The sequence below is a fragment of the Thiobacter sp. AK1 genome (genome assembly GCF_039822265.1).
Classification (GTDB): domain Bacteria; phylum Pseudomonadota; class Gammaproteobacteria; order Burkholderiales; family Thiobacteraceae; genus Thiobacter; species Thiobacter aerophilum.
Genome location: NZ_JBAJEX010000002.1, coordinates 1 through 21,426, shown reverse-complemented (window position 1 = coordinate 21,426; position 21,426 = coordinate 1). Strand labels below are relative to the sequence as shown.

Here is a 21,426-nt window from a genome sequence, read left to right as displayed (position 1 = left end):
GGGCCGTTCACAGATCACGTCGGCTGACATCGAGAGCCGCCGCCGTGAGCAGCAGGGCGCAATAGAGGAGGGTCTGGACCAAGGCCGCCGCCAGCCCGCCGGTCTCACCCAGAAGGCGCGCCGAGCTAGCGAAGCCATCCAGGCGCGGCATGAGCCAAGCCAGGACGTCCGTCATGGGAGCAAGCCAAGCGCTGTCCCCTCGACTGGCATGGGCGAGCAACTGCAGGCCGCCGATGCTGCGGGCGAGGAGGTAGAAACCCAGTGTGGCCAAAAGCGCGGGCAGCCACTGCCGTAGGCCGAAGGCGGCGAAAACCGCCATGGCACTCACCAGGCTCAATTCCAGATACAGGCCCACCGTCCAGCCGAGCACCAAAGCCGGTGGCGCGGTGAGGGCAAGAAGACTGGCACTGGCTAGCGCGAGTGCCAGTGCCACGGCCACGAAGCCGAGGAACCTGCCCAGCACGTAGCGCGTGCGTGGCAGGGGCAGGGAAAGCAGCAACAAGTGCCCTTCTTCGTTGAACTCGCGTACCACGGCGCCGATAATGAGCGTCGCCACGATGACGGCGCAGGCCAAGCGGCTGGCTGCGGCCAGGAAGGTCGTTTGCAGCCGCTGGCTGTCGGTGAGGGTCAGCTCGCGCAAGAATAAGCTTGCCGCGAACAGGGCGCACAAGGTGAAAAGCGCCCAACGCAGACTGCGCGCACGCAAAGCTTCCAGGGCGGTGTAGCGGGCGATGGCGAGGACCTGGCTCATGGCAAACGGGGGAAGCTAACTCGCCGATGGTAACAAAACGGGCCGCGCCCCGGCGCTCTCATGACGAAACGGAATGAGCCATGACCGAAACCCCTCGGCCTAGCCGCCCGGACGGGCTGCGTGGGCGGCCCCCCTGGTGGCTTGCGCTGATGCTTTTGACTCTCCACGCCTCCCTGGCCTGGGGGGTGCAGCCCTGGTGGGCGCGCGCCCTGCTGCTGGCCCATCTGGGTTTCTTCCTGCTGTGGCAACCGGTGTGGCGAACGGACCAGCCGGTGGGTCCCGCCTCTGGCGTGGCGCTCGCCCTGCTCGCGGCGCTTTTGGTGCTGGGCGCGGGCTGGTGGACGGCGGCCCTCTGGATTGGGGTGCTGGTGGGCCTCATCGGTGGTCGCGCCTTCGGCATCGAGCATCGACGCACGCGTCTGGCGGCCCTGCTGGCCGTGACCTATTTGCTGGGCATGCTCCTGGGCTGGGTGGTGCCCCATCTGTTTGCCGCCCAACCGGTGCCGCCCCCGGTGACGGCTCTGATTCGCTTCGGCTTGCCCGTCTTCCCACTGTTGCTCCTGCTCCTGGGTCGCGACGCGGCCGCTTCCGAAAAGCCCCACGTGGTGGACTTCATCTACAGTCTGATGCTGTTCCTGCTGGTGCTGGTGCTGGTACTGGGCAGCTTCGCCCTCCAGGTGATCAGCGGTGAGCACTACCTGCTGGCGCTGGCCGGCGCCCTGATTGCCTTGGCCGGGCTGCTCCTGGTGCTGGCCTGGCTGTGGCAGCCGCGCGCGGGCTTCGCCGGCTTCGGGCAGCTTTTGTCCCGCTATCTCTTGAGTGTGGGGCTACCCTTCGAGGACTGGTTGCGCAATCTGGCGCGGCTGGCGGAAAGTGAGCGCGAGCCAGAGGCCTTTCTACGCCGTGCCATGGGGGAGATCGAGAAACTGCCCTGGGTATCCGGCGGGACCTGGCGTACCCCGGAGGCCAAAGGCGAGTTCGGTCTGCCCACGGCCTACTGCCTGGAGATTTCCTTGCGGCGCCTGGCCCTGGATCTCTACACCCGTACTCATCCCGCCCCCGCACTGGTGATGCACACCCGGCTGTTGGTCGAGCTCATCGAATTCTTCTACGAGGCCAAGCTGCGGGAACAGCAGCAGCGCCAGAATGCCTACATGCAGGCCATTCACGAGACGGGGGCGCGTCTGACCCACGACGTGAAGAATCTCTTGCAATCCCTCACCACCCTGTGCAGCGCGGCGGAATCCAGCGGGACCGACCAGGCCGAGGCCCTGCAAGCCCTCATGAGACGTCAGTTGCCCCTGATCACCACGCGTCTTGACCAGACGCTGAAAAAGCTGCGTGCGCCCCACTTGGTGGGCAAGGAGGAGGCGCCGGCGCGCCAGTGGTGGGCGGCGCTCATGACCCGCTACGAAGACGAAAACATCGAATTCGAAGCCGAAGGCGAGCCCGACGATACCCCCATCCCGGTGGACCTGTTCGATAGCGTGGCGGACAACCTGCTGCAAAACGCCCTCAAGAAACGTGCCCAGCAGAAGGATATCCTCATTCGCGTGCGTTTCGCCGCCGGGCCGCGGCGCGCCTTTACCGTGTGCGACACGGGGCGACCCATGAGCCAAGAGACGGCCGCGCGTCTGATTAACGCGCCCGTGGTTTCGACCACGGGTTTCGGCATCGGCCTGTATCAGGCGGCGCGCCAGGCGGAAGCCTTGGGCTACCAGCTTCGCCTGCTCCACAACGAAGTGGGCCGGGTGTGCTTCGAATTGCGGCCTGCGCTCCGGCTGGTGGTTGCCAACGAAAATACCCCGCCTGCGTCTTAGCGCTGACGCAGGTGCGATTGCCGCCGCCGCGTCAGGGCAGGCGGCCGGCGGCGACCATGCGGTTGAATAGCACATAGGGCGAGAGCCAGCCGACGATATCGTCGAACTCGCAGGCGGGACTACCGTTGTCGTTACACCCTACTTGGGCTTTTTTCGGAGGGCGGGTGATATAGGCGTTGGGGGCAGGCTGCGCATTGTTGGCCTCATCCAGATTCTGGGCCGGGACCGGCGCCGCCGTGCTGCCGTCGTCATTGGTGGCACCGTAACCATTGGGACCGTAAGACAGCAGCACCACGGGAACGGACGAAAGGTCGGTCACATTCACGAGGCTACCGGCGGCGTCGCGGGTCTTGATCGTGAGCGTGGGGGCAGAGTCAAACCGAATGGGATTCGCCTGGGAGCTGAATGCAGGACTCACGGCATAGCGGAACAGGTGGCCCCAGGCGTCGAGTTTGCTCACGCCCAGCGTGGCCCAGGGAACGAAGCCGGACTGGGTCGAGCAGGGCGACTGCTCATGTCCGTCGGTGGCGGAAATGGCCGGACACGGCAGGCGGCCTTGCTGGATGGCAAAGCCGATCAACGCTTCCTTAATCTCTTCCATCGTCTTCTGCGTCTCTGCAATGCGCCGCTGCTCCACCTGGGTGGCGAAGGGCACCAGCAGGCTGCCCAGGAGCAGCACCACGATGAACAGCACCACGGCCATCTCAATCAGGGAGAACCCCCTTGAACGGGCACTGGTGGCTGCCCTCATGGCTGGTCTTGCTCCAGCGTGGCGCGCGGCATGGGGGGACGGCGCTCGATCACGATCTGGACTTCCCGCTCCCGGCCTTGGCGCAGGAGAGTCGCTTTGACCCGGCGTCCCGGCGGAAGCTTGGCGATGGTGGCGAGCGCGGCATTGGCATTTGGCAGCGGTTTGCTGTCGATGCGCATGAGCACATCACCTGGCTTTACCCCGGCCGCATCGGCTGGTCCGCCGCGCAGCACGCCTACCACCAGGGTACCGCTCACCTGGGGAAGTCCAAGATTGTGGGCCAGTTCCGGGGAGAGATCCCGCATCGAGACGCCGATCCAGCCACGGACCACGGCGCCATGGGCGAGGATTTGGTCCATCACCTGTTGCGCCAGGGTTTCCGGAATGGCGAAGCCGATGCCCAGCGAGCCGCCAGTACGGGAGAAGATGGCGCTGTTGATGCCCACCAGGGCACCGTTGGTGTCCACCAGCGCGCCGCCGGAGTTGCCGGGGTTGATGGGCGCATCGGTCTGGATGAAGTCCTCGAAGGTATTGATGCCCAGATGGCTGCGGCCCAGGGCGCTTACGATGCCCATGGTGACCGTTTGCCCCACACCGAAGGGGTTGCCGATGGCGAGCACCACGTCCCCCACTTCCAGCCGATCGGCATGGCCGAACTCGATGGTGGGCAGATCCGGCAGGTCGATGCGAATCACGGCGAGATCCGTCTCCGGATCGGAGCCGACGATTTTCGCCGCTGCGGTGCGGCCATCGGCGAGCAGGACCTCGATGGCATCTGCGGATTCGATCACGTGATGATTGGTGATGATGTAGCCGCGGCGATCGACGATCACCCCCGAGCCCAGACTCGCCAGGCGCTGCGGCTGGCTGGGAAAGCGCTCACCGAAGAAGCGCCGGAACAGGGGGTCGTTGAGCAGCGGGTGGGGGGTGGGGCGGACTTGCTTGCTGGTGTAGATGTTGACCACTGCGGGCATCGCCTTTTTCGCCGCCAGGCGGTAGGATGCGGGCGCCGGCTCGGCCGGCCTTGCCACTGGCGCGGCGGGGGCAAAAGGCGGTGCCTCGCGGCGCAATAGCTCAGGCCGAAAAACGCTGATCACGAACAGGGCCGCCACGCACAGGGTGGTGAACTGGGCGAACAGCAGCCAGAGCTTTTTCATCGGGAGACAAAGGGATGCGGCTCGAAGACCTGGACCATTATACGCGCGCGTTGCTCGACGTTTCCCGCTTCCGGGATTACTGCCCCAATGGCTTGCAGGTGGAAGGGCGCGCCGAGGTCTTGCGCATCGTCACGGGCGTGAGCGCAAGTCTCGCCCTGCTGGAAGCCGCCATCGCAGCCGGTGCCGATGCGGTGCTGGTGCATCACGGCTACTTCTGGAAAAACGAACCCGCGCCCATCGTCGGTGTCAAGCGCGCGCGCATCGGGTTGCTGCTGGCCCACGAGGTGAGCTTATTCGCCTTCCATCTGCCTTTGGATGCCCATCCGGAATTGGGTAACAACGCCCGGCTGGGACGCCGCCTGGGGCTTACCGTCGAGGAGTGGACCGGGGAGCAGGGCCTGATCGCCTTGGGCCGACTAAGCGCGCCTTGCCTGCTGGGAGAATTCGCCGCGCGGGTGGAACACGCCTTGGGCCGTACTCCCCTGGTGGTGGGAGAGCGGGACCGGCCGCTAAAGCGCATCGCCTGGTGTAGCGGCGGCGCCCAAGGCTATTTCGAGACGGTAGCGGCCCTGGGCGTGGATGCCTACCTCACGGGTGAAGCCTCCGAGCACAACGTGCACTTCGCACGGGAATCTGGCGTCGCCTTCATCGCCGCCGGCCACCACGCCACCGAACGGGACGGCATCCAGGCCCTGGGGGACCATCTGGCCGCCCAATTCGGGCTCGAACATCGTTTTATCGACATCCCCAACCCGGTCTAACTTGATGAAAATCAATCGGATGCGATGCTGGGGCTTCTATTTGCGCAAGGCTTTTGGTTAGAATGCTGCTTTTGCCTTTTTCACCATTTGGACAGGACGGGATATGAGTAACCAAGGAGTCAATCGCACCCGCCGCCGTCTCATCGTCGCCACCTCGGTGGTGGGTGGGGCAGGCGTGCTGGCGGCGGCCTGGCCGTTCATCGCCAGCATGAACCCCAGTCAGCGGGCCAAGGCCGCCGGCGCGCCGGTGGAGGTGGACATCAGCAAGATCGAGCCCGGCAGCTACGCTACGGTGGAATGGCGCGGCAAACCGGTGTGGGTGATCTACCGCACCAAGGAAATGCTGGAGCTTCTGGACAAGCATGACGACCGCCTGTCCGATCCGAAATCCGAAAGCTCCATCCAACCCGAGTACTGCAAGAACCACCGCGCGATCAAGGATCAGTACATGGTGGTCATCGGCATCTGCACCCACCTGGGCTGCTCGCCAAGCCCCAAGCTTAAGCCCGTTTCCGACAACGAGACCGGTCCCGATTGGCCCGGCGGTTTCTACTGCCCCTGCCATGGTTCCCGCTTCGACCTGGCGGCGCGCGTGTTCAAAGGCTCGCCCGCGCCCACCAACATGGTGGTGCCGCCTCACCGCTACGTGACCGATACCCGCATCCTGATCGGCGAAGACACCAAGGGAGCGTAACAACATGACCAAGATGCAGCAACTGCTCGCCTGGGTGGACGAGCGCTTTCCGCTCACCGCCACCTGGAAGGCCCACCTGTCCGAGTACTATGCACCGAAGAACTTCAACTTCTGGTACTTCTTCGGCTCGCTTGCCCTGCTGGTTCTGGTGATCCAGATCGTCACCGGCATCTTCCTCACCATGAACTACAAGCCCGACGCCAACCTGGCTTTTGGCGCTGTGGAATACATCATGCGCGACGTGGACTGGGGCTGGCTGATCCGCTACATGCACTCCACCGGCGCGTCCATGTTCTTCGTGGTGGTCTACCTGCACATGTTCCGCGGTCTCATGTACGGCTCCTACCGCAAGCCGCGCGAACTGATCTGGATCTTCGGCGTGTTCATCTACCTGGCGCTGATGGCCGAGGCTTTCCTGGGCTATTTGCTGCCCTGGGGGCAAATGTCCTTCTGGGGCGCCCAGGTGATCGTGAATCTGTTTGCCGCCATTCCCGTGATCGGTCCCGATCTGGCGGTATGGATTCGCGGCGACTACGTGATCTCGGACGCCACCCTCAACCGCTTCTTCGCCTTCCACGTGATCGCTTTGCCCCTGGTGCTGATCGCTCTGGTGTTCGTGCACCTGGTGGCGCTGCACGAGGTGGGCTCCAACAACCCCGATGGCATCGAGATCAAGAAGAAAAAGGATCCGAAAACTGGCATCCCGCTGGATGGCATCCCCTTCCACCCCTACTACACGGTGAAGGACATTTTCGGGGTGGTGGTGTTTCTGATCGTGTTCTCGGCCATCATCTTCTTCGCGCCCGAGATGGGTGGCTACTTCCTGGAGGCCAACAACTTCATCCCGGCCGACCCACTCAAGACGCCCGAGCACATCGCGCCCTTGTGGTACTTCACGGCCTTCTACTCCATCCTGCGGGCGGTGCCACCCATTCTCGGTTCCCAGTTCCCGGGCGTGGTGGCCATGGGTGCGGCGATCGTGCTGCTCTTTTTCCTGCCCTGGCTGGACAAGTCGCCGGTGAAGTCCATCCGCTACCGTGGCGTGCTCTACAAAACCGCTCTTGCCCTGTTTGCCATCTCCTTCATCGGCCTGTCCTACCTGGGCATGCAGCCGGTCACGCCGGTGTACACCGTGCTGGCGCGGGTTTTCAGCGTGATCTACTTCCTGTTCTTCCTGCTCATGCCGTGGTACACCAGGATTGACAAGACCAAACCGGAACCGGAAAGGGTGACTGGATAATGAAAAGCAAACTGATCCTCTTCTTGGCTGCGTGGTTGCCGGCCGCCGTCTTTGCCAGCGGTGCTCCGGTACACCTGGATCGGGCGCCCGTCAACGTCAATGACAAGATCTCCCTGCAGAAGGGGGCGCGCCTGTTCGTCAACTACTGCCTGAACTGCCATAGCGCCAACTACATGCGCTACTCGCGTCTGACCGACCTGGGGCTGACGGAGCAGCAGATCGCCGATAACCTGCTGTTCACCCAGGAGAAGGTGGGCCAGCCCATGACCATCGCCCTGCGTCCAGCGGATGGTAAGGCCTGGTTCGGCGCCACGCCCCCCGATCTGACCGTGATCGCGCGCTCGCGCGACCCGGACTGGCTCTACACCTACCTGCGCAGCTTCTACCGCGACCCTTCGCGGCCCACTGGCTGGAACAACACCGTGTTCCCCAACGTGGGCATGCCCCACGTGCTGTGGGAACTCCAGGGGGAGCAAGTGGCGCACTTCAAGACCGTGAAAGATCACGAAGGTCGAGAACAACACGTGTTCGATCGCTTCGAGCTCATCAAGCCGGGCAAGATGAGCCGCGCGGAGTACGATGCTGCAGTGGGCGACCTGGTGAACTATCTGGTCTATATGGGTGAGCCGGCCCAGGCCAAGCGCAAGCAGCTGGGCATCATTGTCATTTTCTTCCTGCTGGGCCTGGCAGTCCTCACTTACTACCTGAAGAAGGAATTCTGGAAAGACGTGCACTAAACGCGCCCTGCGTGGCCCATGCAGGGCCTGGCCGGATGGGGGCGGAACCACGGTTCCGCCCCTCGTCCATTGTGGGCTGCGCCCTTGAACCCGTGCCGCCTTGCCCCATCTAATGGGGCCAGTGAGCATACGCTACAGGTAAACGCCTATGATGACTTTGTACTCGGGGACCACCGATCCCTTCAGCCAACGCTGTCGCATCGTGCTCTATGAAAAGGGCATGGACTTCCAGGTCATCGACGTGGACGTGGAAAACATGCCGGAAGACATCGCGGTGATGAATCCATACAACCGCGTGCCGGTCCTGGTGGAACGCGACCTGGTGCTGCACGAAGCCAACATCATCAACGAGTACATCGATGAGCGCTTTCCCCATCCCCAGCTGATGCCGGCGGACCCGGTGATGCGCGGCCGTGCGCGCCTGTTCCTGTTTCGCTTCGAAAACGAGCTGTTCTGCCACATCGATACCCTGGAGAAGGGCCCCAAGAAAGAAGCAGACAAAGCGCGCGCCATCATCCGCGACCATCTGACCCTGATTGCGCCGGTGTTCCAGAAACAGAAATACATGCTGGGCGATGAGTACTCCATGCTGGACGTGGCCATCGCGCCGTTGCTCTGGCGCCTGGAATACTACGGCATCCAGCTGCCCAAGCAGGCCGCGCCCGTGCTCAAATACGCCGAGCGCTTGTTTTCCCGCCCCGCCTTCATCGAAGCCATGACGCCCTCGGAAAAGGCGATGCGAAAATAATGTTCGATGCCTCCACCAAGCCCTACCTGATCCGCGCCATCTATGAGTGGTGCGTGGATCAGGGCTACACGCCCTACCTCGCGGTGCAGGTGGACGGGCGCACGCGCGTGCCCATGGAGTACGTGAAAAACGGGCAGATCGTGCTCAACATCAGCTACACCGCCACCCACAAACTCAAGATCGACAACGACTTCATCCGCTTCGCCGCGCGTTTCAACGGCGTCTCGCGCGAGCTGAAAATTCCGGTGGAGGCGGTGTCCGGTATCTTCGCCAAGGAGACCGGCCAGGGCCTTTTCTTCCAGGTGGGAAGCCCAGGGGCGCCCATTGCGGGCGATACCGCGCCGACCAGTCTGCCGGCTACGCCGCCCCGTGACGAGCCACCCAGCCCCCAATCCCCCAAGCCCGCCCGCGGCAGCCATCTCAAGGTCATCAAATAAGCCGCCGTCGCGCCAGGGCGGCAAGCCAGCGTTCGCGCAAGTCCGCCAGGTCCGCGTCGCAGGCGCGCCCCCAGTGGCGCGCTCCAACGCTTTCGACCACGGTGCCAGCTCATTCCGGCGGGCCCGCCGGAATGAGCCGGTGCGGCCCACGCAAGGCTGGACGCTTTCCCAGGCGCAGATTGCCTGCGCCAGCCGCCTGGCAGGGCAGCGGCACGACTTGTTGCGCCACGAGCGTGGCGCCGATGCAGGTGCAACCCGGGCCGGCCATGACTGCCGCCCGTAAAATGGCGCCTCACTCACCACCCCGAGCGCCAAAGGTACTGGACGAATACAGCAGGGTGTTTCGCTCTTCCGGAATTCGCTACTGTGCCTTATCTCCCGCCGCCAGGAGCAGGGCGCCCCAGGGGGGCCGGTTCGGCATCAGGTGTTCGACGACCCTGGCGCTCGCGGGGTCACTCGCGGGGTCAGCGGCGCTCGCGGGGTCAGGCCTTTACTTTATAGTCTGCTGCTCTCGCGTCCCCCTGACCTTTCCATTGCGATCCGCCAGCCTCTTGTGCCAGCGCGTCTCTTACCCTCACCCACCTGGGCGATCCCGGTCTGTGTGCTGAGGGGCGCGACCTGGGCGTTCGCACCTCCGGCATTGTCACCAACCGCACCAGTGTGCGGAGTGGCGCCCCACTGGCGACACCAGGCAGCCCGGCGGCCTCTGCGACGCCCAAGGGAATTGTCTCGACAACCAATCCGGTGTGAGCGTGGGTGTGAATGGAGACCAGTTCAAGTTTTGGCAGGCGGCCTAATCGACCTGAAAACAATAGGCGGTAAAGATAACTATTGAGCGTTACGTAAGTCGTTGACAGGCTGCGTAAGTCAAACGTCATTCCCGCGAAAGCGGGAATCCAGGGTATCCTCGCCATGTTCCTGGGTCCCCGCTTTCGCGGGGACGACACAAAGGTGTCACCTACTTACGTAATGCTCAATAGGGATGGCCGGATCGCTCAGCCGGTAGATGACCTGCAGACCCTCACGCCGCGACGTCACGAGCCCGCCGTCGCGCAAGGTCTGCAGGTGATGGGAGGTGTTGGCCACCGACATGCCGGTCACCTGAGCGAGCGCATCCACGCTGCGCTCGCCCTGTCCCAGGGCTTCCAGCAGTTCCAATCGTCCGGGCTGAGCCAGCGCCTTGGCGACGCGGGCGAGTTGTTCGTACAGGCGTTTCTTGGGGGACAGCGGGGCGCTCATTCCGCTATTCAAACAAACCGTTTAACCGAAGGCAAACCGCGGGGCAGGCGGGAAGCTGCCGCGGCCGTCACCTGCGTGCGGCGATGGCGGGGCACGCGCGGCGCGTGCTTCGTGCCGCGGCTGATGGGAACGACGGCGGCGCTACTGCGCGGTGACAGGGGCTGCGGGTGCCACTGGTGCGGGCAGCAGGCTCTGGATCTTGGCTATGGGATCGACCTCGTCCCATTCCATCGAGCCGGCCACGCCGTAGCGCAGTTTGCCTTCCGTGTCGACCAGGAAACTGGTGGGAAAGACGTGCACTTTCCACGCCTTCATGGCTTCGCCTTTTGGGTCGAGCAGGATGGTGAAGTCGAGGGGCGCATCCTTGAACTCCTTGAGGAAATCGCGGATCTCCTTTTCCGTTTCTGCCATGTCCACTGCCAGGATGGCGAAGGGTTGGTCTCGCATCATGGTCTTGAGCCGCTGCATGGAGGGCATTTCGGCGCGGCAGGGCGGGCACCAGGTGGCCCAGAAATTTACCAGCACCACCTTGCCGCGATAATCCGCCAGGTCGTGGCGCTTGCCGTCGAGATCCTTAAGAAGGAGTGGCGGCGCAGTGCGCGGTGTGAGCGGTTTGAGCTCGCCTGCGACAACAGGCGCAGCAAACAGGACCAGGCAGAGCAGCAAAAACGTGGCGCGCATCATTTGGGACTCTCGGCTGGTGGGTGAAGTATGAGATCGCGCATGAAGGTCGGCAGGTGTTCCCCCAGCTCGCGTTCTGCGGGCATGGCGTCGTCTCGGAAGTAGAAACGGTCACGGATACCGGCAACAGTCCGCACGACGATCTGGCTGCCACTGCTTCGCATTACGCTCGTCAAGGTGTCCAGGGTCCAATACCAAGGCGACAGCTCGCCTTGCAGAATGTAAACGTTCAGGCGCGTCTGCGCCGTAACGGGAAGATAGGCGGGCTCGCTACCCGGCTCGGGTTGTGCCAGGTAGAGATTGGGGTAAAGGAGAATTGCACCGGCCAGCGGCTTGCCCTGCCCTTCCCGCTCTTGCCACAGACGCGCGCCCTCCAGCGCGTATTTGGCGCCGCGGCCCGCGCTCGAGAGCCACACTTCCCGCTTGGCCGCAAACGCTGCGCGGATGAGGTGATAGACATCCTCGGCGGGCAACGTTTCCGCACTGCTCGCCACAGCAGGCAGAAAACGCGCTCCGTAGAGATCGGCGAGCCAGGTTTCGATGCCCTGTTGAGCGAGGGCGCGCGCCGCTCGATGCTCCTGGGGCAGCACGCCGTATTCCGAAGGTAACCAGAGCAGGACACGGGACCCCGCAGCCGAGTAGCGCGCGACGGGTATCTCCGTCTCGCCAGCCGGCACCCGCAGGGTGGTGGCATCTTCCACCGCCCATCCGGCGCTGGCCAACATCAGGCCAAGCAGACACGCCGCCAGCTGCCTCATGCGGCTTGCCAATGCCCGGACCGCCCGCCGGATTTTTCCAGCAGGCGAATCGCCTCCATGCGCATGCCGCGGTCCACCGCCTTGCACATGTCATAGATGGTGAGCAGGCCCGCGGCCACCGCCGTGAGGGCTTCCATTTCCACCCCGGTGCGCCCCACCGTCTCGGTGGTGACGATACAGTCGATGGCTGATTCCGCCTCGCACACTTCGAACTCCACCGCAACCCGGGTCAGCGCAATGGGATGGCACAGGGGAATCCAATCCGGCGTGCGTTTTGCCGCCTGGATGGCAGCGATGCGTGCCACGCCCAGCACGTCGCCCTTTTTGGCATCACCGGCGCGAATCATGGCCAGCGTCTCGGGCTGCATGCAAATCCGCCCAGCGGCGCGCGCCACGCGCTTCGTCTCCGCCTTTTCCCCAACATCCACCATATGGGCCTGGCCGGCTTCGTCGAAATGGGTGAATTCGCTCACGGGTGAACCCTGAACCAAACGCAAGGGGCGTTATCATAGCACCATGACCTTCCGCTTCCGCTGGCTCGTCGCGCTTCTCGCGGCGCTGCCATTTGCTACGCCCCTCTTGGCCGCCGACAATCTGCCGGATCTGGGCGAGGCGTCCCAGTCCGTGTTCTCGGCCCAGACTGAGCGCAAGGTGGGCGAGGCCATCATGCGCGAGCTGCGTCTGGACCGAGCCTATTACGATGATCCCGAAATCACCGACTATCTCAACGCGCTCGGTTGGCGGCTTGCCGCCCACAGTGGCGCCAGTGGCCAGGATTTCGAGTTCTTCCTGATGCGCGATGACACCCTCAACGCCTTCGCCCTGCCGGGCGGCTACATCGGTGTGCATACCGGCCTGTTGCTCGCCGCGCAGAACGAGTCGGAACTCGCCGGTGTGCTGGCCCACGAAATCGCCCACGTCACCCAGCGCCATATCGCCCGCATGGTGGCGGCGGAAAGCCGCAACACGCTCACCACCCTCGCCGCGTTGGCGGTGGCCATTCTCGCCGCGCGTTCCAACAGCCAAGTGGCGAGCGCGGCCGTGGCCACGGCGCAGGCGGGCGCGATCCAGAGTCAGCTCGATTTTACCCGGGAGAACGAGCGGGAAGCCGACCGCGTCGGGCTGCAGACCCTGCAGGCCGCGGGCTTCGATCCTCGCGGGATGGTGAGCTTCTTCGAGCGGCTGCAAAAATATAACCGCATCTACGAGAACAACGCGCCCAGCTATCTGCGCACCCATCCCCTTACCACCGAACGTATCGCCGACATGGAAGCGCGGGTGGCGGAGCTCCCCTATCGCCAAGTGCCGGACAGCCTCGAGTTCCAGTTCGCGCGCGCCAAGCTGCGCGCCGTGACGGGCAACCCCCGCGAGGCGGTGACGTATTTTCGCGAGAGTCTGCGCGAGCACAAGTACGCCAACGAGACGGCGACGCGTTATGGTCTGGCGATGGCCCTCCTGCGCGACCGTCAGGTGGACGCCGCATGGGAGGCGCTCACCCGCTTGCGCGCTCGCCTGGCTGCGCCCCATCCGTGGGTGGAGACGCTCGCCGGAGAGATTCTGACGGCTCAGGGACGCAGCCAGGCGCTGCTGGACCACTACCGCCAGGCCCTCGAGCGTTTTCCCTTCCACCGGGCCCTGATCTACGGTTACGCCGATGCTCTGCTCAAGGCCGGCCAAGCGCAGGACGCACTCAAGCTGGTGGAAAACCGTCTGCGTAGCACGCCTGCCGATGCGCGGCTCTACGAATTGCAGGCGCGCGGCTATGCGCAGCTTGGCCAGGTCCTCGCGCAACACCGTGCGCTGGCCGAGGCCCAGGTTCTGCGCGGCAACCTGCCTGCTGCCATCGAGCAGCTGCAGATCGCCCTGAGAAGCGGCCAGGGGGACTTCTATCAACTCTCCAGCGTGGAAGCCCGGCTGAAGGAACTGCGCAGCCTCGACGCCGAGACGCGCAAGCGATGAAGCCCCATGGCGCGGAACAAATCATTGCCCCCGGTGCAGGCGAATCCGCCTTCAGCATGCCGCTGTGACGCTAGAAACCCGCGTCTGGATTGGCGCTTGCGCGCACCTCACGCCTTCATCGTCATTCCGGTCGAGCCCGACGAGAGCCGGGATCCAGTGCACCACCTTGGTCGTGGCCAGATGGGTCTAACTTCCCCCTCTCGCCGGCGCGGGCGACCCGTAGCCAATGACCGGCTGCGCTAGTCTTTAAAGACTAGATTTTCCTGCGAAAATTTTCGCCATCCAGGGTTGCTTGCTGCGGAAAGGTTTGGTTATCCTATCGACACCCGACGGATCGCCAGGGCAGATGGTGCGCCTCCCGTCCCCGGCCGATTTGCTCGCTAAAAATCCAATCAGAGGTTAAAGGAGGATGTACATGCGTAAAGCCCCAGCCATGCTGCTGGCCGCCAGCATCGTCGGCGCGCTCTTGACAACTTCCGTTTTCGCCGCCGAGGAGAAAAAGGAAGAAACCGGCCAGGACATCGCGTTCAACAATCGCAAGGGCAACTGTCTGGCCTGCCATTCCATTCCTGGTGACCCCAAGGCGGTGACCATCGCCAACATCGGTCCTCCCCTCATCGCCATGAAGGCGCGCTTCCCGGACAAATCCAAGCTGCGCGCCCAGATTTGGGATGCCACTGCGGCCAATCCCTACACTTCCATGCCGCCTTTCGGTAAGCACAAGATCCTGAGTGAGCAGGAGATCGACAAGGTGGTCGATTACGTTTACGGTCTGTAACCAAGAAGGAGTGAGTTCATGAATTTTGCACGCAGAACATTCATCAAGGGCGCGGGTGCGGCCGGCACGGTGGCCGTGGCGGTGGCCGCGGGCCTCATCAAGCCCACCGAGGTATTGGCCAGCGAATGGAACAAGGCTGCCTTCGAGGCCAAGGGTGTGGCCGACGCGCTCAAGGCCATCGGTGTGGCCAGCGCGGCCGACAGCAAGGACATTCAGATCAAAGCACCGGATATCGCCGAGAATGGCGCCGTGGTGCCCGTGGAGGTGACCAGCAATATCGCCGGCACGGAAGCCATCGCCCTGCTGGTGGAGAAGAATGCCACGCCTCTGGTGGCGGACTTCGCCCTTTCCAATGGCGCCGTGGGCTATGTCAGCACCCGCATCAAGATGGGCCAGACCTCCAACGTGCGTGTGGTGGTCAAGGCTGGCGGCAAGTACTATGCCGCGGTCAAGGAAGTGAAAGTCACCATCGGCGGTTGCGGCGGCTGATGCGGCACCCGCGTTAACCCTTAAACAGATTTCGAGGAAGACGAACATGGCAGAACCGATGCGAATCCGTGCGACGATGGCCGGCGACGTGGCCGACATCAAAGTCCTCATGAACCATCCCATGGAAACTGGCCAGCGCAAGGATGCCAAAACCGGCCAGCTGATTCCCGCCCACTTCATCCAGACCGTCAAGGCGGAAGTGAACGGCAAGACCGTGCTGGATGCCCAGTGGAGCGTGGCCATCTCCCGCAATCCTTTCCTTGGCTTCAAGGTCAAAGGTGCCAAGGCGGGCGACAAGGTCACGGTGAGCTGGACCGACAACAAGGGCGACAAAAATAGCGCCGAAGCCACGGTGGCTTGAGATCGACGCGGTGCGGCGGCGCAGGCTGCCGCACCCACCCGCATTGACGAGGAGGACGCAATGAAAAAATGGCTGATGGCGATTTTGGGCGCGAGTCTGGCCGTGGGGACGTTGGCGACGGCGCACGCGAGCCCGGAGCAGGACCGCAAGGAAATCCTGGACTATTTCAAGAACAAATTTCCCAACGTCAAGTTCGAGGACTATGTCCACGGGGCGTTCATTTTCTCGCCTGATGCTTTTGCCCAGTATCAGGCCATCATGGAGTTTCCGCCCTTCGTGACGGTCATCGAACAGGGCAAGAAGATGTGGGAGACGCCCTTCAAGAACGGCAAGACCTACGCCAGCTGTTTCCCCAATGGGGGCAAAAATGTCGCGGGGCTGTACCCCTACTTCGATGAGCAGTTGGGCAAGGTGGTGACCTTCGAAATGGCCATCAACGCCTGTCGTAAGGCCAATGGCGAGGACGAGCTCTCCTACAGCGACATGAAGACCATGGGGGTGCTGACGGCTTACGCGCGTACCTTGTCCGACGGCATGAAGATGCAAATCAAGGTGGAAGGGGACAAAGCTCTCCAGGCCTACGAGCGCGGCAAGCAGCATTTCTTCCAGCGCCGCGGTCAGCTGAATTTCTCCTGTGCCACCTGCCACATCCAGAATGCGGGCAACATCCTGCGCACGGAGTACCTGTCTCCCGTGCTAGGACAAGCCACCCATTGGCCGGTGTTCCGCGCTGGTGAAAACCTGGTGACGCTGCAGAACCGCTACGTCGGTTGCAACAGACAGGTGCGTGCCAAGCCCTACAAAGAAGGTAGTGAAGAGTATAACGACTTGGAGTATTTCCACTCCTACATCAGCAACGGGCTGCCGATGCACGCATCGGTGTTCCGCAAATAATCAGCGCTGGGTCGGAACAAGGCTTGTGGGCATTGCCGGCAAGCCTTGTTTTTTGTGCTTGGCGCCACCCCAAATGCACCCAAATGCACTAGTGTGCCGACGTGATGCAACGCGTCGGAGGCCGGAAACAAGTTGAAACTTTGCAGGAGCGATTCAGATGTCGATGACGCGTCGTGAGTTTATGCAGGTGCTGGCAGCCGGTGTGGCTGCGGGCTTGGCGATGGACAGCAAACAGGTACTGGCGGGCAACGTGCCGGCGAACTTCTACGAACTGCCCAAGTTCGGCAACGTCTGCTTGATGCACTTCACCGACTGCCACGCTCAGTTGCTGCCCATCTATTTCCGGGAACCGGACGTCAACATCGGCATTGGTTCTGCAGCAGGTCGGCCGCCCCACCTGGTGGGGGAAAACTTCCTCAAGGCATTCGGCATCAAACCGGGAACGATTGAAGCCCACGCCTTCACCTACCTGGATTTCGTCGCCGCGGCGCGCACCTATGGCAAGGTGGGGGGCTTTGCTCATCTGGCCACCCTGGTGAAGAACATTCGTGCTCAGCGGCCCGGCGCCCTCCTCATGGATTCTGGCGATACCTGGCAGGGTTCGGCCACCGCCCTGTGGACCAAAGGCCAGGACATGGTGGATGCGCAAAAGCTGTTGGGCGTGAACGTCATGGCACCCCATTGGGAATTCACTCTGGGCGCCGAGCGGGTGAAGGAAATCGTCGAGAAAGATTTCGCGGGCAGCGTCGATTTCCTGGCACAGAACGTGAAGACCGCCGACTTTGGCGATCAGGTGTTCAAGCCCTACGTCATCAAGCACGTCAACGGTGTTCCGGTGGCCATCATCGGGCAGGCCTTCCCCTACACGCCCATCGCCAACCCGCGCCACTTCGTACCGGATTGGACCTTCGGCATCCAGGAAGAGAGCCTGCAGAAATACGTGGACGAAGTGCGCGCGAAGGGCGCGCAGGTGGTGGCCGTGCTGTCCCACAATGGCATGGACGTGGATCTCAAGATGGCCTCCCGTGTCACCGGCATCGACGTGATCTTCGGCGGCCACACCCACGACGCCGTCCCCCAGGCCATTCCCGTCAAGAATGCCAAGGGCACCACCCTCGTCACCAACGCCGGCTCCAACGGCAAGTTCCTCGGCGTCATGGACCTTGACGTGCGTAACGGCAAGATCCAGGGATACAAATACCGGCTGCTGCCGGTATTCTCCAACCTCATCGAGCCGGATCGCGCCATGGCGGACTATATCCGCAAAGTGCGCGCGCCCTATGAGGCCAAGCTCAACGAGAAACTGGCGGTCACCGAGGATCTGCTCTATCGGCGCGGCAACTTCAACGGCACCTTCGACCAGCTCATCGTCGATGCGCTGCTGGAAGTGAAAGGCGCGGACATTGCTTTTTCCCCGGGCTTCCGCTGGGGCACCACGCTTTTGCCGGGCGACACCATTACCATGGAGCGCTTAATGGATCAGACCAGCCTCACCTACCCGGCCACCACCTTGAACGAACTGACTGGGGCCCAGATCAAGGACATCATGGAGGATGTCTGCGACAACCTCTTCAACCCGGATCCCTACTACCAGCAGGGGGGGGACATGGTGCGGGTGGGCGGCTTGCAGTACACCGTCAATCCCAATGCCAAGATGGGTAGCCGCATCAGCAACATGATGCTCAAGGGCAAGCCGCTGGACCCGAACAAGAAATACCTGGTCGCAGGCTGGGCCTCAGTGCAGGAAGGCGTCACTGGCACCCCCATCTGGGACGTGGTAGCGGAATACCTGCGCAGCGTCAAGGTTATCAAAAAAGTCAAACTCAACCGGCCCACCATCGTGGGCGTCGGCAAGAACCCGGGCCTGGCCTGAGCGGCCTTCTACGGGTGCAGCGAGAAGGGGCGCGCGGCGCCCCTTTTTTGCCTCATTGAGAGACATCGCCGGGCAAGCCTGCCCACTCGCCATGTCTGCCCGACGCCGGGCGCGACTTGCAACTCCCAAGGAGGGGCAGCTTAGCATGTCATTTTGCGAACACGGAAACGTGCCTCGCCCCCTCATACCTCCGCAGCGAGCCCAGACCTGCGTGGCCCTGGCCGAAACTGTCCCTTCGTGCCGCTCGCGTTGGGCGCTGGAAATCAGGGTTTACGGCCGGTACTTCGCGCCGACGGAATCACGCACGTCGCCATGGATCATCTCGGCTGAATGAGCGCAGAGCAAAAAGCCCGACCCCAAAGGGTCGGGCTTTTCGCCCAGCACACTATCTAGAGACTCAGGAGCGGCATTCGGCAGGCCGATAACGGTTATCCAAGGTGCCGCCCGTGCAGTTCCAAGTGATGGCACCAGTGGGCACCGTTCCCGCCGCAAGAGCCGCGCCGCCCGACTGGGGCGTCATGATGATGGTTCCGTTGCCGGCCCGCGCGGTGTAGGTAATGGTGATTTGCCCATTGGTACCGTCCACGGCTACGCTCGCCACGTTGTCCGTTGCGGCGGGGGCCACCCAGCCCGCGGCCAGGTCTGCGTTGCCGTTCATGGCATTCTCGGATACGGTGGTTTTTGCCGAGGAAGCGAGACTCAACCCTTCCGATACCCGCGCCCGGATGGTGTAGTCCTGATAAGCCGGGATGGCGATGGCCGCCAAAATGCCGATGATCGCCACGACGATCATCAGTTCGATCAAGGTGAAACCTTGTTGAACGCGTTTCATGTTGTCACTCCTTCGCTGAAAATGGATGGAAAGAACCGACACGCGAGTGTCTGCGGACAACAAAGCAAACTGCGTGCCAGCGAGCGCAAACGGTGGCGAGGGACCAGGTTCGAGGACTTTTCAAGGGCCCCAGTGGCTGCGCGCGCAGGTGCTGACGCTGCTTGGAGGTCGGCAGAGGCGGCTCGATGGTGACGCCAAGCGGCAGTTTTGGCCGCTCTGGGGCGCATCGTCTGCCGCGCCCGCCCGCGGAATGGGCGAGACAAGTGGGTGCGCTTGCCCCGCGAGGCCCTGCCTTCGCGTCAAGCGCTGCGGCGCGCTTATATTGTTGTCGGCGCCGAAGGATTATTGAACATTACGTAAGTAGATGACATCTGGGCGTCGTTCCCGCGAAAGCGGGGACCCAGGAACATGGCGAGGAATACTCTGGATTCCCGCTTTCGCGGGAATGACGTTTGACTTACGCAGCCTGTCAACTACTTACGTAACGCTCAATAGAGCAGACAGAACTGCATCTTGATCGGCCCGAGCTCGATGAGATCATGGTGGTTCAAGGGGCAGGGTTTGTCATTGATGGCATGGCCATTGACGAGGGGGCGCCGCTTCCCATCCACATGGGCCAAAAAATAGCCCGAGGCCTTGCGGGTGATGAGGGCCACCGCCACACCAGGCTTGCCCAGGGACAGGAGCGGCTTGTCGAGGGGAATTTTCTGTCCCGCCTGGGGCCCGGAGAGGACTTTCAGCACGGCGGGATGGGCGGCGGCTTCCCGGCCTGTCACGGTCACCACGCCGCCGTGGGCGCGGGGCGAGAGTTCCGGCGCGAGGGTAGTAGGGAAAGTTTCCGTGGGCGCATCCGCCGATGGCGCTTCGCCCTTGAGTTGGGCCAGTGTCTTGCCTGCGAAGGGGCTCCTCATGACCAGCGTCTTTTCCAGCTGCTTCATGGCGGGCGTAGCGGGGCCCGCCACGAAGCGCAGCTTGTAGCGGCCGATCTGAAACAGGTCGCCATCCTTCAGGACCCGGCGCGTGATGGGCTCACCCTGGTAGAGGGTGCCATTGGTGCTGCCACAGTCTTCGATCACCCACCCGTCCGGGGTACGAATGATGATCGCGTGGTCGCCGCTCACCGCGAGGTTGTCGATCACGATGTCGTGATAAGGCCGGCGCCCGATGGTGGTGCGCGCCTGACTCAAGTGGTGTTCCTGGACGATTTCGCCATCCAGGGTGAGGATGACGCTGGCCATGCCCGATCTCCCCGCGGCCCCGTTGGGCCGCAATGTCCCCAGGCTGTTCGTGCTTGCATTGTATGAGCAAGGGAGGGGCGGCGGCGCGCCGTTCGTCGGGTCAGACTGTCCACAAAATCTGTGGGCAAGCTTGTGGATAGCTTGTAGGAACCGACCTTAAGCTCCATCGAGGCAAAGACATTTTTCCCGTGACCAAAAAACGCACGGCAATAAATACGCATAGAAACAGTTGGTTGCGTCAAGCTACCGGTTCGGGTTCAAGGCGCGCCCCACTGCTGGCTGCAACTGCGTGTCCTGTGCATGTTTGGCGGGAAAGTCGTGCCCAAGCCGCGCCCGGACTCGATTTGCTGGTCGTGGCGAATTGGCATCGCGGGCAAAGCCGGTCCGACAGGGCTTGCACGGCCCGAGACACGGTAGGAGGCGCTTTAGGAGAAGCGAGGCGGCCTTGGTGTCGCGGTCAAGGCCGCTTCTACACGAGCCTTTCCCTCTCGCGCGAGATTATTGAGCATTACGTAAGTAGGTGACACCTTTGTGTCGTCCCCGCGAAGGCGGGGACCCAGGAAAAAGGGCCAAGAGTACTCTGGATTCCCGCTTTCGCGGGAATGACGGGGGGTACTTACTGCGCCTGTCCCCTAGTTTGATGGGCCTTGTTGAGCACGGCGTAAGTAGCTGCGCGTCGTCCCCGCGAAGGCGGGGACCCAGGCACATGGCGAGGAATACTCTGGATTCTCGCTTTCGGGGGCATGACGTTTGACTTACGCAGCCTGTCAACTATTTACGTGACGCTCAATAAGTAATCGCGCGCAAAGTAATCGCACGAAAACGGGCGGGATGGCTGGGAGGGGCCCAGCGGCCAAAGAAAAAGGGTTGGCAGACGCCAACCCTTTTTACGTATTTGGTGGGTCGTGTTGGATTCGAACCAACGACCAACGGATTAAAAGTCCGCTGCTCTACCGGCTGAGCTAACGACCCGAAAAAGAAGCGGAATTATAGGGAGGGGCCCCACCCCTGTCAACGCAATGTATGAGTCCACCACCTTTGGCACTCGGGTTGGTGTTGGAGGAGGAAGGATAGAGGGGTTTGTTGGCCGAGTCGATGGTGGGGGCGCTGGGTGTTGTAGAAGATGAGCCAATCGGCGAGTTTTTGGTTGAAGAGGGCCAGGTCGGTAGAGCCAAGTCTTCGTGGTAGTCGACGAAGGACTCCTGGAGGGTGCGGTTGAAGCGTTCGG

23 protein-coding genes and 1 tRNA gene are annotated in these 21,426 nt (G+C 62.7%); 13 read left to right on the top strand and 11 right to left on the bottom strand.

Annotation, left to right across the window (positions count from 1 at the left end; translation table 11 throughout):
* Nucleotides 1-7 precede the first annotated feature (7 nt).
* On the bottom strand, nucleotides 8-751 hold the full coding sequence (locus V6E02_RS03355; protein WP_347307158.1) for an ABC transporter permease: 744 nt from the start codon (nucleotides 749-751) through the stop codon (nucleotides 8-10).
* A gap of 80 nt (nucleotides 752-831) precedes the next feature.
* On the opposite strand from V6E02_RS03355, the gene V6E02_RS03350 reads away from it, so the two are divergent.
* The gene (locus V6E02_RS03350; RefSeq protein WP_347307156.1) at nucleotides 832-2,571 is read left to right on the top strand and encodes a sensor histidine kinase; all 1,740 of its coding nucleotides are present in this window, start codon (nucleotides 832-834) and stop codon (nucleotides 2,569-2,571) included.
* Nucleotides 2,572-2,602: 31 nt separating this feature from the next.
* On the opposite strand, the gene V6E02_RS03345 is transcribed toward V6E02_RS03350, so the two are convergent.
* Together V6E02_RS03345 and V6E02_RS03340 are read right to left on the bottom strand one after the other, a co-directional pair.
* Nucleotides 2,603-3,322, bottom strand: a complete 720-nt coding sequence (locus tag V6E02_RS03345; protein ID WP_347307154.1) for a type II secretion system protein — start codon at nucleotides 3,320-3,322, stop codon at nucleotides 2,603-2,605.
* The gene (locus V6E02_RS03340; protein ID WP_347307152.1) at nucleotides 3,319-4,479 is read right to left on the bottom strand and encodes a trypsin-like peptidase domain-containing protein; all 1,161 of its coding nucleotides are present in this window, start codon (nucleotides 4,477-4,479) and stop codon (nucleotides 3,319-3,321) included. The genes V6E02_RS03345 and V6E02_RS03340 overlap by 4 nt, the downstream gene beginning before the upstream one ends.
* A gap of 14 nt (nucleotides 4,480-4,493) precedes the next feature.
* On the opposite strand from V6E02_RS03340, the gene V6E02_RS03335 reads away from it, so the two are divergent.
* The 6 genes from V6E02_RS03335 to V6E02_RS03310 all read left to right on the top strand — a co-directional run bounded on the left by V6E02_RS03335 (nucleotide 4,494) and on the right by V6E02_RS03310 (nucleotide 9,096).
* Entirely contained in the window at nucleotides 4,494-5,240 is a 747-nt protein-coding gene (locus V6E02_RS03335; protein WP_347307150.1) for a Nif3-like dinuclear metal center hexameric protein, read from the top strand.
* Between the two features lie 103 nt (nucleotides 5,241-5,343).
* Nucleotides 5,344-5,934 carry a ubiquinol-cytochrome c reductase iron-sulfur subunit gene (gene petA, locus V6E02_RS03330; RefSeq protein ID WP_347307149.1) on the top strand — a complete coding sequence of 197 codons (591 nt, stop codon included), beginning with the start codon at nucleotides 5,344-5,346 and terminating at the stop codon, nucleotides 5,932-5,934.
* A gap of 4 nt (nucleotides 5,935-5,938) precedes the next feature.
* Nucleotides 5,939-7,174 carry a cytochrome b gene (locus V6E02_RS03325; protein ID WP_347307147.1) on the top strand — a complete coding sequence of 412 codons (1,236 nt, stop codon included), beginning with the start codon at nucleotides 5,939-5,941 and terminating at the stop codon, nucleotides 7,172-7,174.
* Entirely contained in the window at nucleotides 7,174-7,911 is a 738-nt protein-coding gene (locus tag V6E02_RS03320) for a cytochrome c1 (RefSeq protein ID WP_347307145.1), read from the top strand. The genes V6E02_RS03325 and V6E02_RS03320 overlap by 1 nt, the downstream gene beginning before the upstream one ends.
* A gap of 148 nt (nucleotides 7,912-8,059) precedes the next feature.
* On the top strand, nucleotides 8,060-8,659 hold the full coding sequence (locus tag V6E02_RS03315) for a glutathione S-transferase N-terminal domain-containing protein (RefSeq protein ID WP_347307143.1): 600 nt from the start codon (nucleotides 8,060-8,062) through the stop codon (nucleotides 8,657-8,659).
* Complete coding sequence (locus V6E02_RS03310) at nucleotides 8,659-9,096, top strand: ClpXP protease specificity-enhancing factor (RefSeq protein WP_347307141.1); 438 nt, start codon at nucleotides 8,659-8,661, stop codon at nucleotides 9,094-9,096. Before V6E02_RS03315 ends, V6E02_RS03310 begins: the two co-directional genes overlap by 1 nt.
* Before the next feature lie 954 nt (nucleotides 9,097-10,050).
* Here V6E02_RS03310 and V6E02_RS03305 read toward each other — a convergent pair.
* The 4 genes from V6E02_RS03305 to moaC all read right to left on the bottom strand — a co-directional run bounded on the left by V6E02_RS03305 (nucleotide 10,051) and on the right by moaC (nucleotide 12,247).
* Complete coding sequence (locus tag V6E02_RS03305; RefSeq protein ID WP_347307139.1) at nucleotides 10,051-10,335, bottom strand: ArsR/SmtB family transcription factor; 285 nt, start codon at nucleotides 10,333-10,335, stop codon at nucleotides 10,051-10,053.
* A 141-nt stretch (nucleotides 10,336-10,476) separates the two neighbouring features.
* A complete protein-coding gene (locus V6E02_RS03300; protein ID WP_347307137.1) occupies nucleotides 10,477-11,019 on the bottom strand; it encodes a TlpA disulfide reductase family protein in 543 nt (180 codons plus the stop codon).
* On the bottom strand, nucleotides 11,016-11,774 hold the full coding sequence (locus V6E02_RS03295; RefSeq protein WP_347307135.1) for a hypothetical protein: 759 nt from the start codon (nucleotides 11,772-11,774) through the stop codon (nucleotides 11,016-11,018). The genes V6E02_RS03300 and V6E02_RS03295 overlap by 4 nt, the downstream gene beginning before the upstream one ends.
* On the bottom strand, nucleotides 11,771-12,247 hold the full coding sequence (gene moaC / locus V6E02_RS03290) for a cyclic pyranopterin monophosphate synthase MoaC (RefSeq protein ID WP_347307133.1): 477 nt from the start codon (nucleotides 12,245-12,247) through the stop codon (nucleotides 11,771-11,773). The genes V6E02_RS03295 and moaC overlap by 4 nt, the downstream gene beginning before the upstream one ends.
* 43 nt (nucleotides 12,248-12,290) lie before the next feature.
* Between moaC and V6E02_RS03285 the strand changes: the two genes are divergently transcribed.
* The 6 genes from V6E02_RS03285 to soxB all read left to right on the top strand — a co-directional run bounded on the left by V6E02_RS03285 (nucleotide 12,291) and on the right by soxB (nucleotide 18,128).
* Nucleotides 12,291-13,733 carry a M48 family metalloprotease gene (locus V6E02_RS03285; protein WP_347307131.1) on the top strand — a complete coding sequence of 481 codons (1,443 nt, stop codon included), beginning with the start codon at nucleotides 12,291-12,293 and terminating at the stop codon, nucleotides 13,731-13,733.
* 415 nt (nucleotides 13,734-14,148) lie between these two features.
* On the top strand, nucleotides 14,149-14,511 hold the full coding sequence (gene soxX, locus V6E02_RS03280; RefSeq protein WP_347307129.1) for a sulfur oxidation c-type cytochrome SoxX: 363 nt from the start codon (nucleotides 14,149-14,151) through the stop codon (nucleotides 14,509-14,511).
* A gap of 18 nt (nucleotides 14,512-14,529) precedes the next feature.
* On the top strand, nucleotides 14,530-15,000 hold the full coding sequence (soxY, locus tag V6E02_RS03275; protein WP_347307127.1) for a thiosulfate oxidation carrier protein SoxY: 471 nt from the start codon (nucleotides 14,530-14,532) through the stop codon (nucleotides 14,998-15,000).
* A gap of 46 nt (nucleotides 15,001-15,046) precedes the next feature.
* Nucleotides 15,047-15,361 carry a thiosulfate oxidation carrier complex protein SoxZ gene (gene soxZ / locus V6E02_RS03270; RefSeq protein WP_347307125.1) on the top strand — a complete coding sequence of 105 codons (315 nt, stop codon included), beginning with the start codon at nucleotides 15,047-15,049 and terminating at the stop codon, nucleotides 15,359-15,361.
* A 60-nt stretch (nucleotides 15,362-15,421) separates the two neighbouring features.
* A complete protein-coding gene (soxA, locus tag V6E02_RS03265; protein WP_347307123.1) occupies nucleotides 15,422-16,255 on the top strand; it encodes a sulfur oxidation c-type cytochrome SoxA in 834 nt (277 codons plus the stop codon).
* Nucleotides 16,256-16,418: 163 nt separating this feature from the next.
* Nucleotides 16,419-18,128, top strand: a complete 1,710-nt coding sequence (gene soxB, locus V6E02_RS03260; RefSeq protein WP_347307644.1) for a thiosulfohydrolase SoxB — start codon at nucleotides 16,419-16,421, stop codon at nucleotides 18,126-18,128.
* A 397-nt stretch (nucleotides 18,129-18,525) separates the two neighbouring features.
* On the opposite strand, the gene V6E02_RS03255 is transcribed toward soxB, so the two are convergent.
* From V6E02_RS03255 to V6E02_RS12965, 4 genes are all read right to left on the bottom strand, one after another.
* Nucleotides 18,526-18,960, bottom strand: coding sequence for a pilin (locus V6E02_RS03255; protein WP_347307121.1), 435 nt, complete (start codon nucleotides 18,958-18,960; stop codon nucleotides 18,526-18,528).
* Nucleotides 18,961-19,448: 488 nt separating this feature from the next.
* A complete protein-coding gene (locus V6E02_RS03250) occupies nucleotides 19,449-20,198 on the bottom strand; it encodes an FHA domain-containing protein (RefSeq protein WP_347307119.1) in 750 nt (249 codons plus the stop codon).
* Between the two features lie 896 nt (nucleotides 20,199-21,094).
* Nucleotides 21,095-21,170 (bottom strand) — tRNA-Lys (locus V6E02_RS03245).
* A 39-nt stretch (nucleotides 21,171-21,209) separates the two neighbouring features.
* Entirely contained in the window at nucleotides 21,210-21,359 is a 150-nt protein-coding gene (locus V6E02_RS12965; RefSeq protein WP_430626768.1) for an integrase core domain-containing protein, read from the bottom strand.
* Nucleotides 21,360-21,426 lie beyond the last annotated feature (67 nt).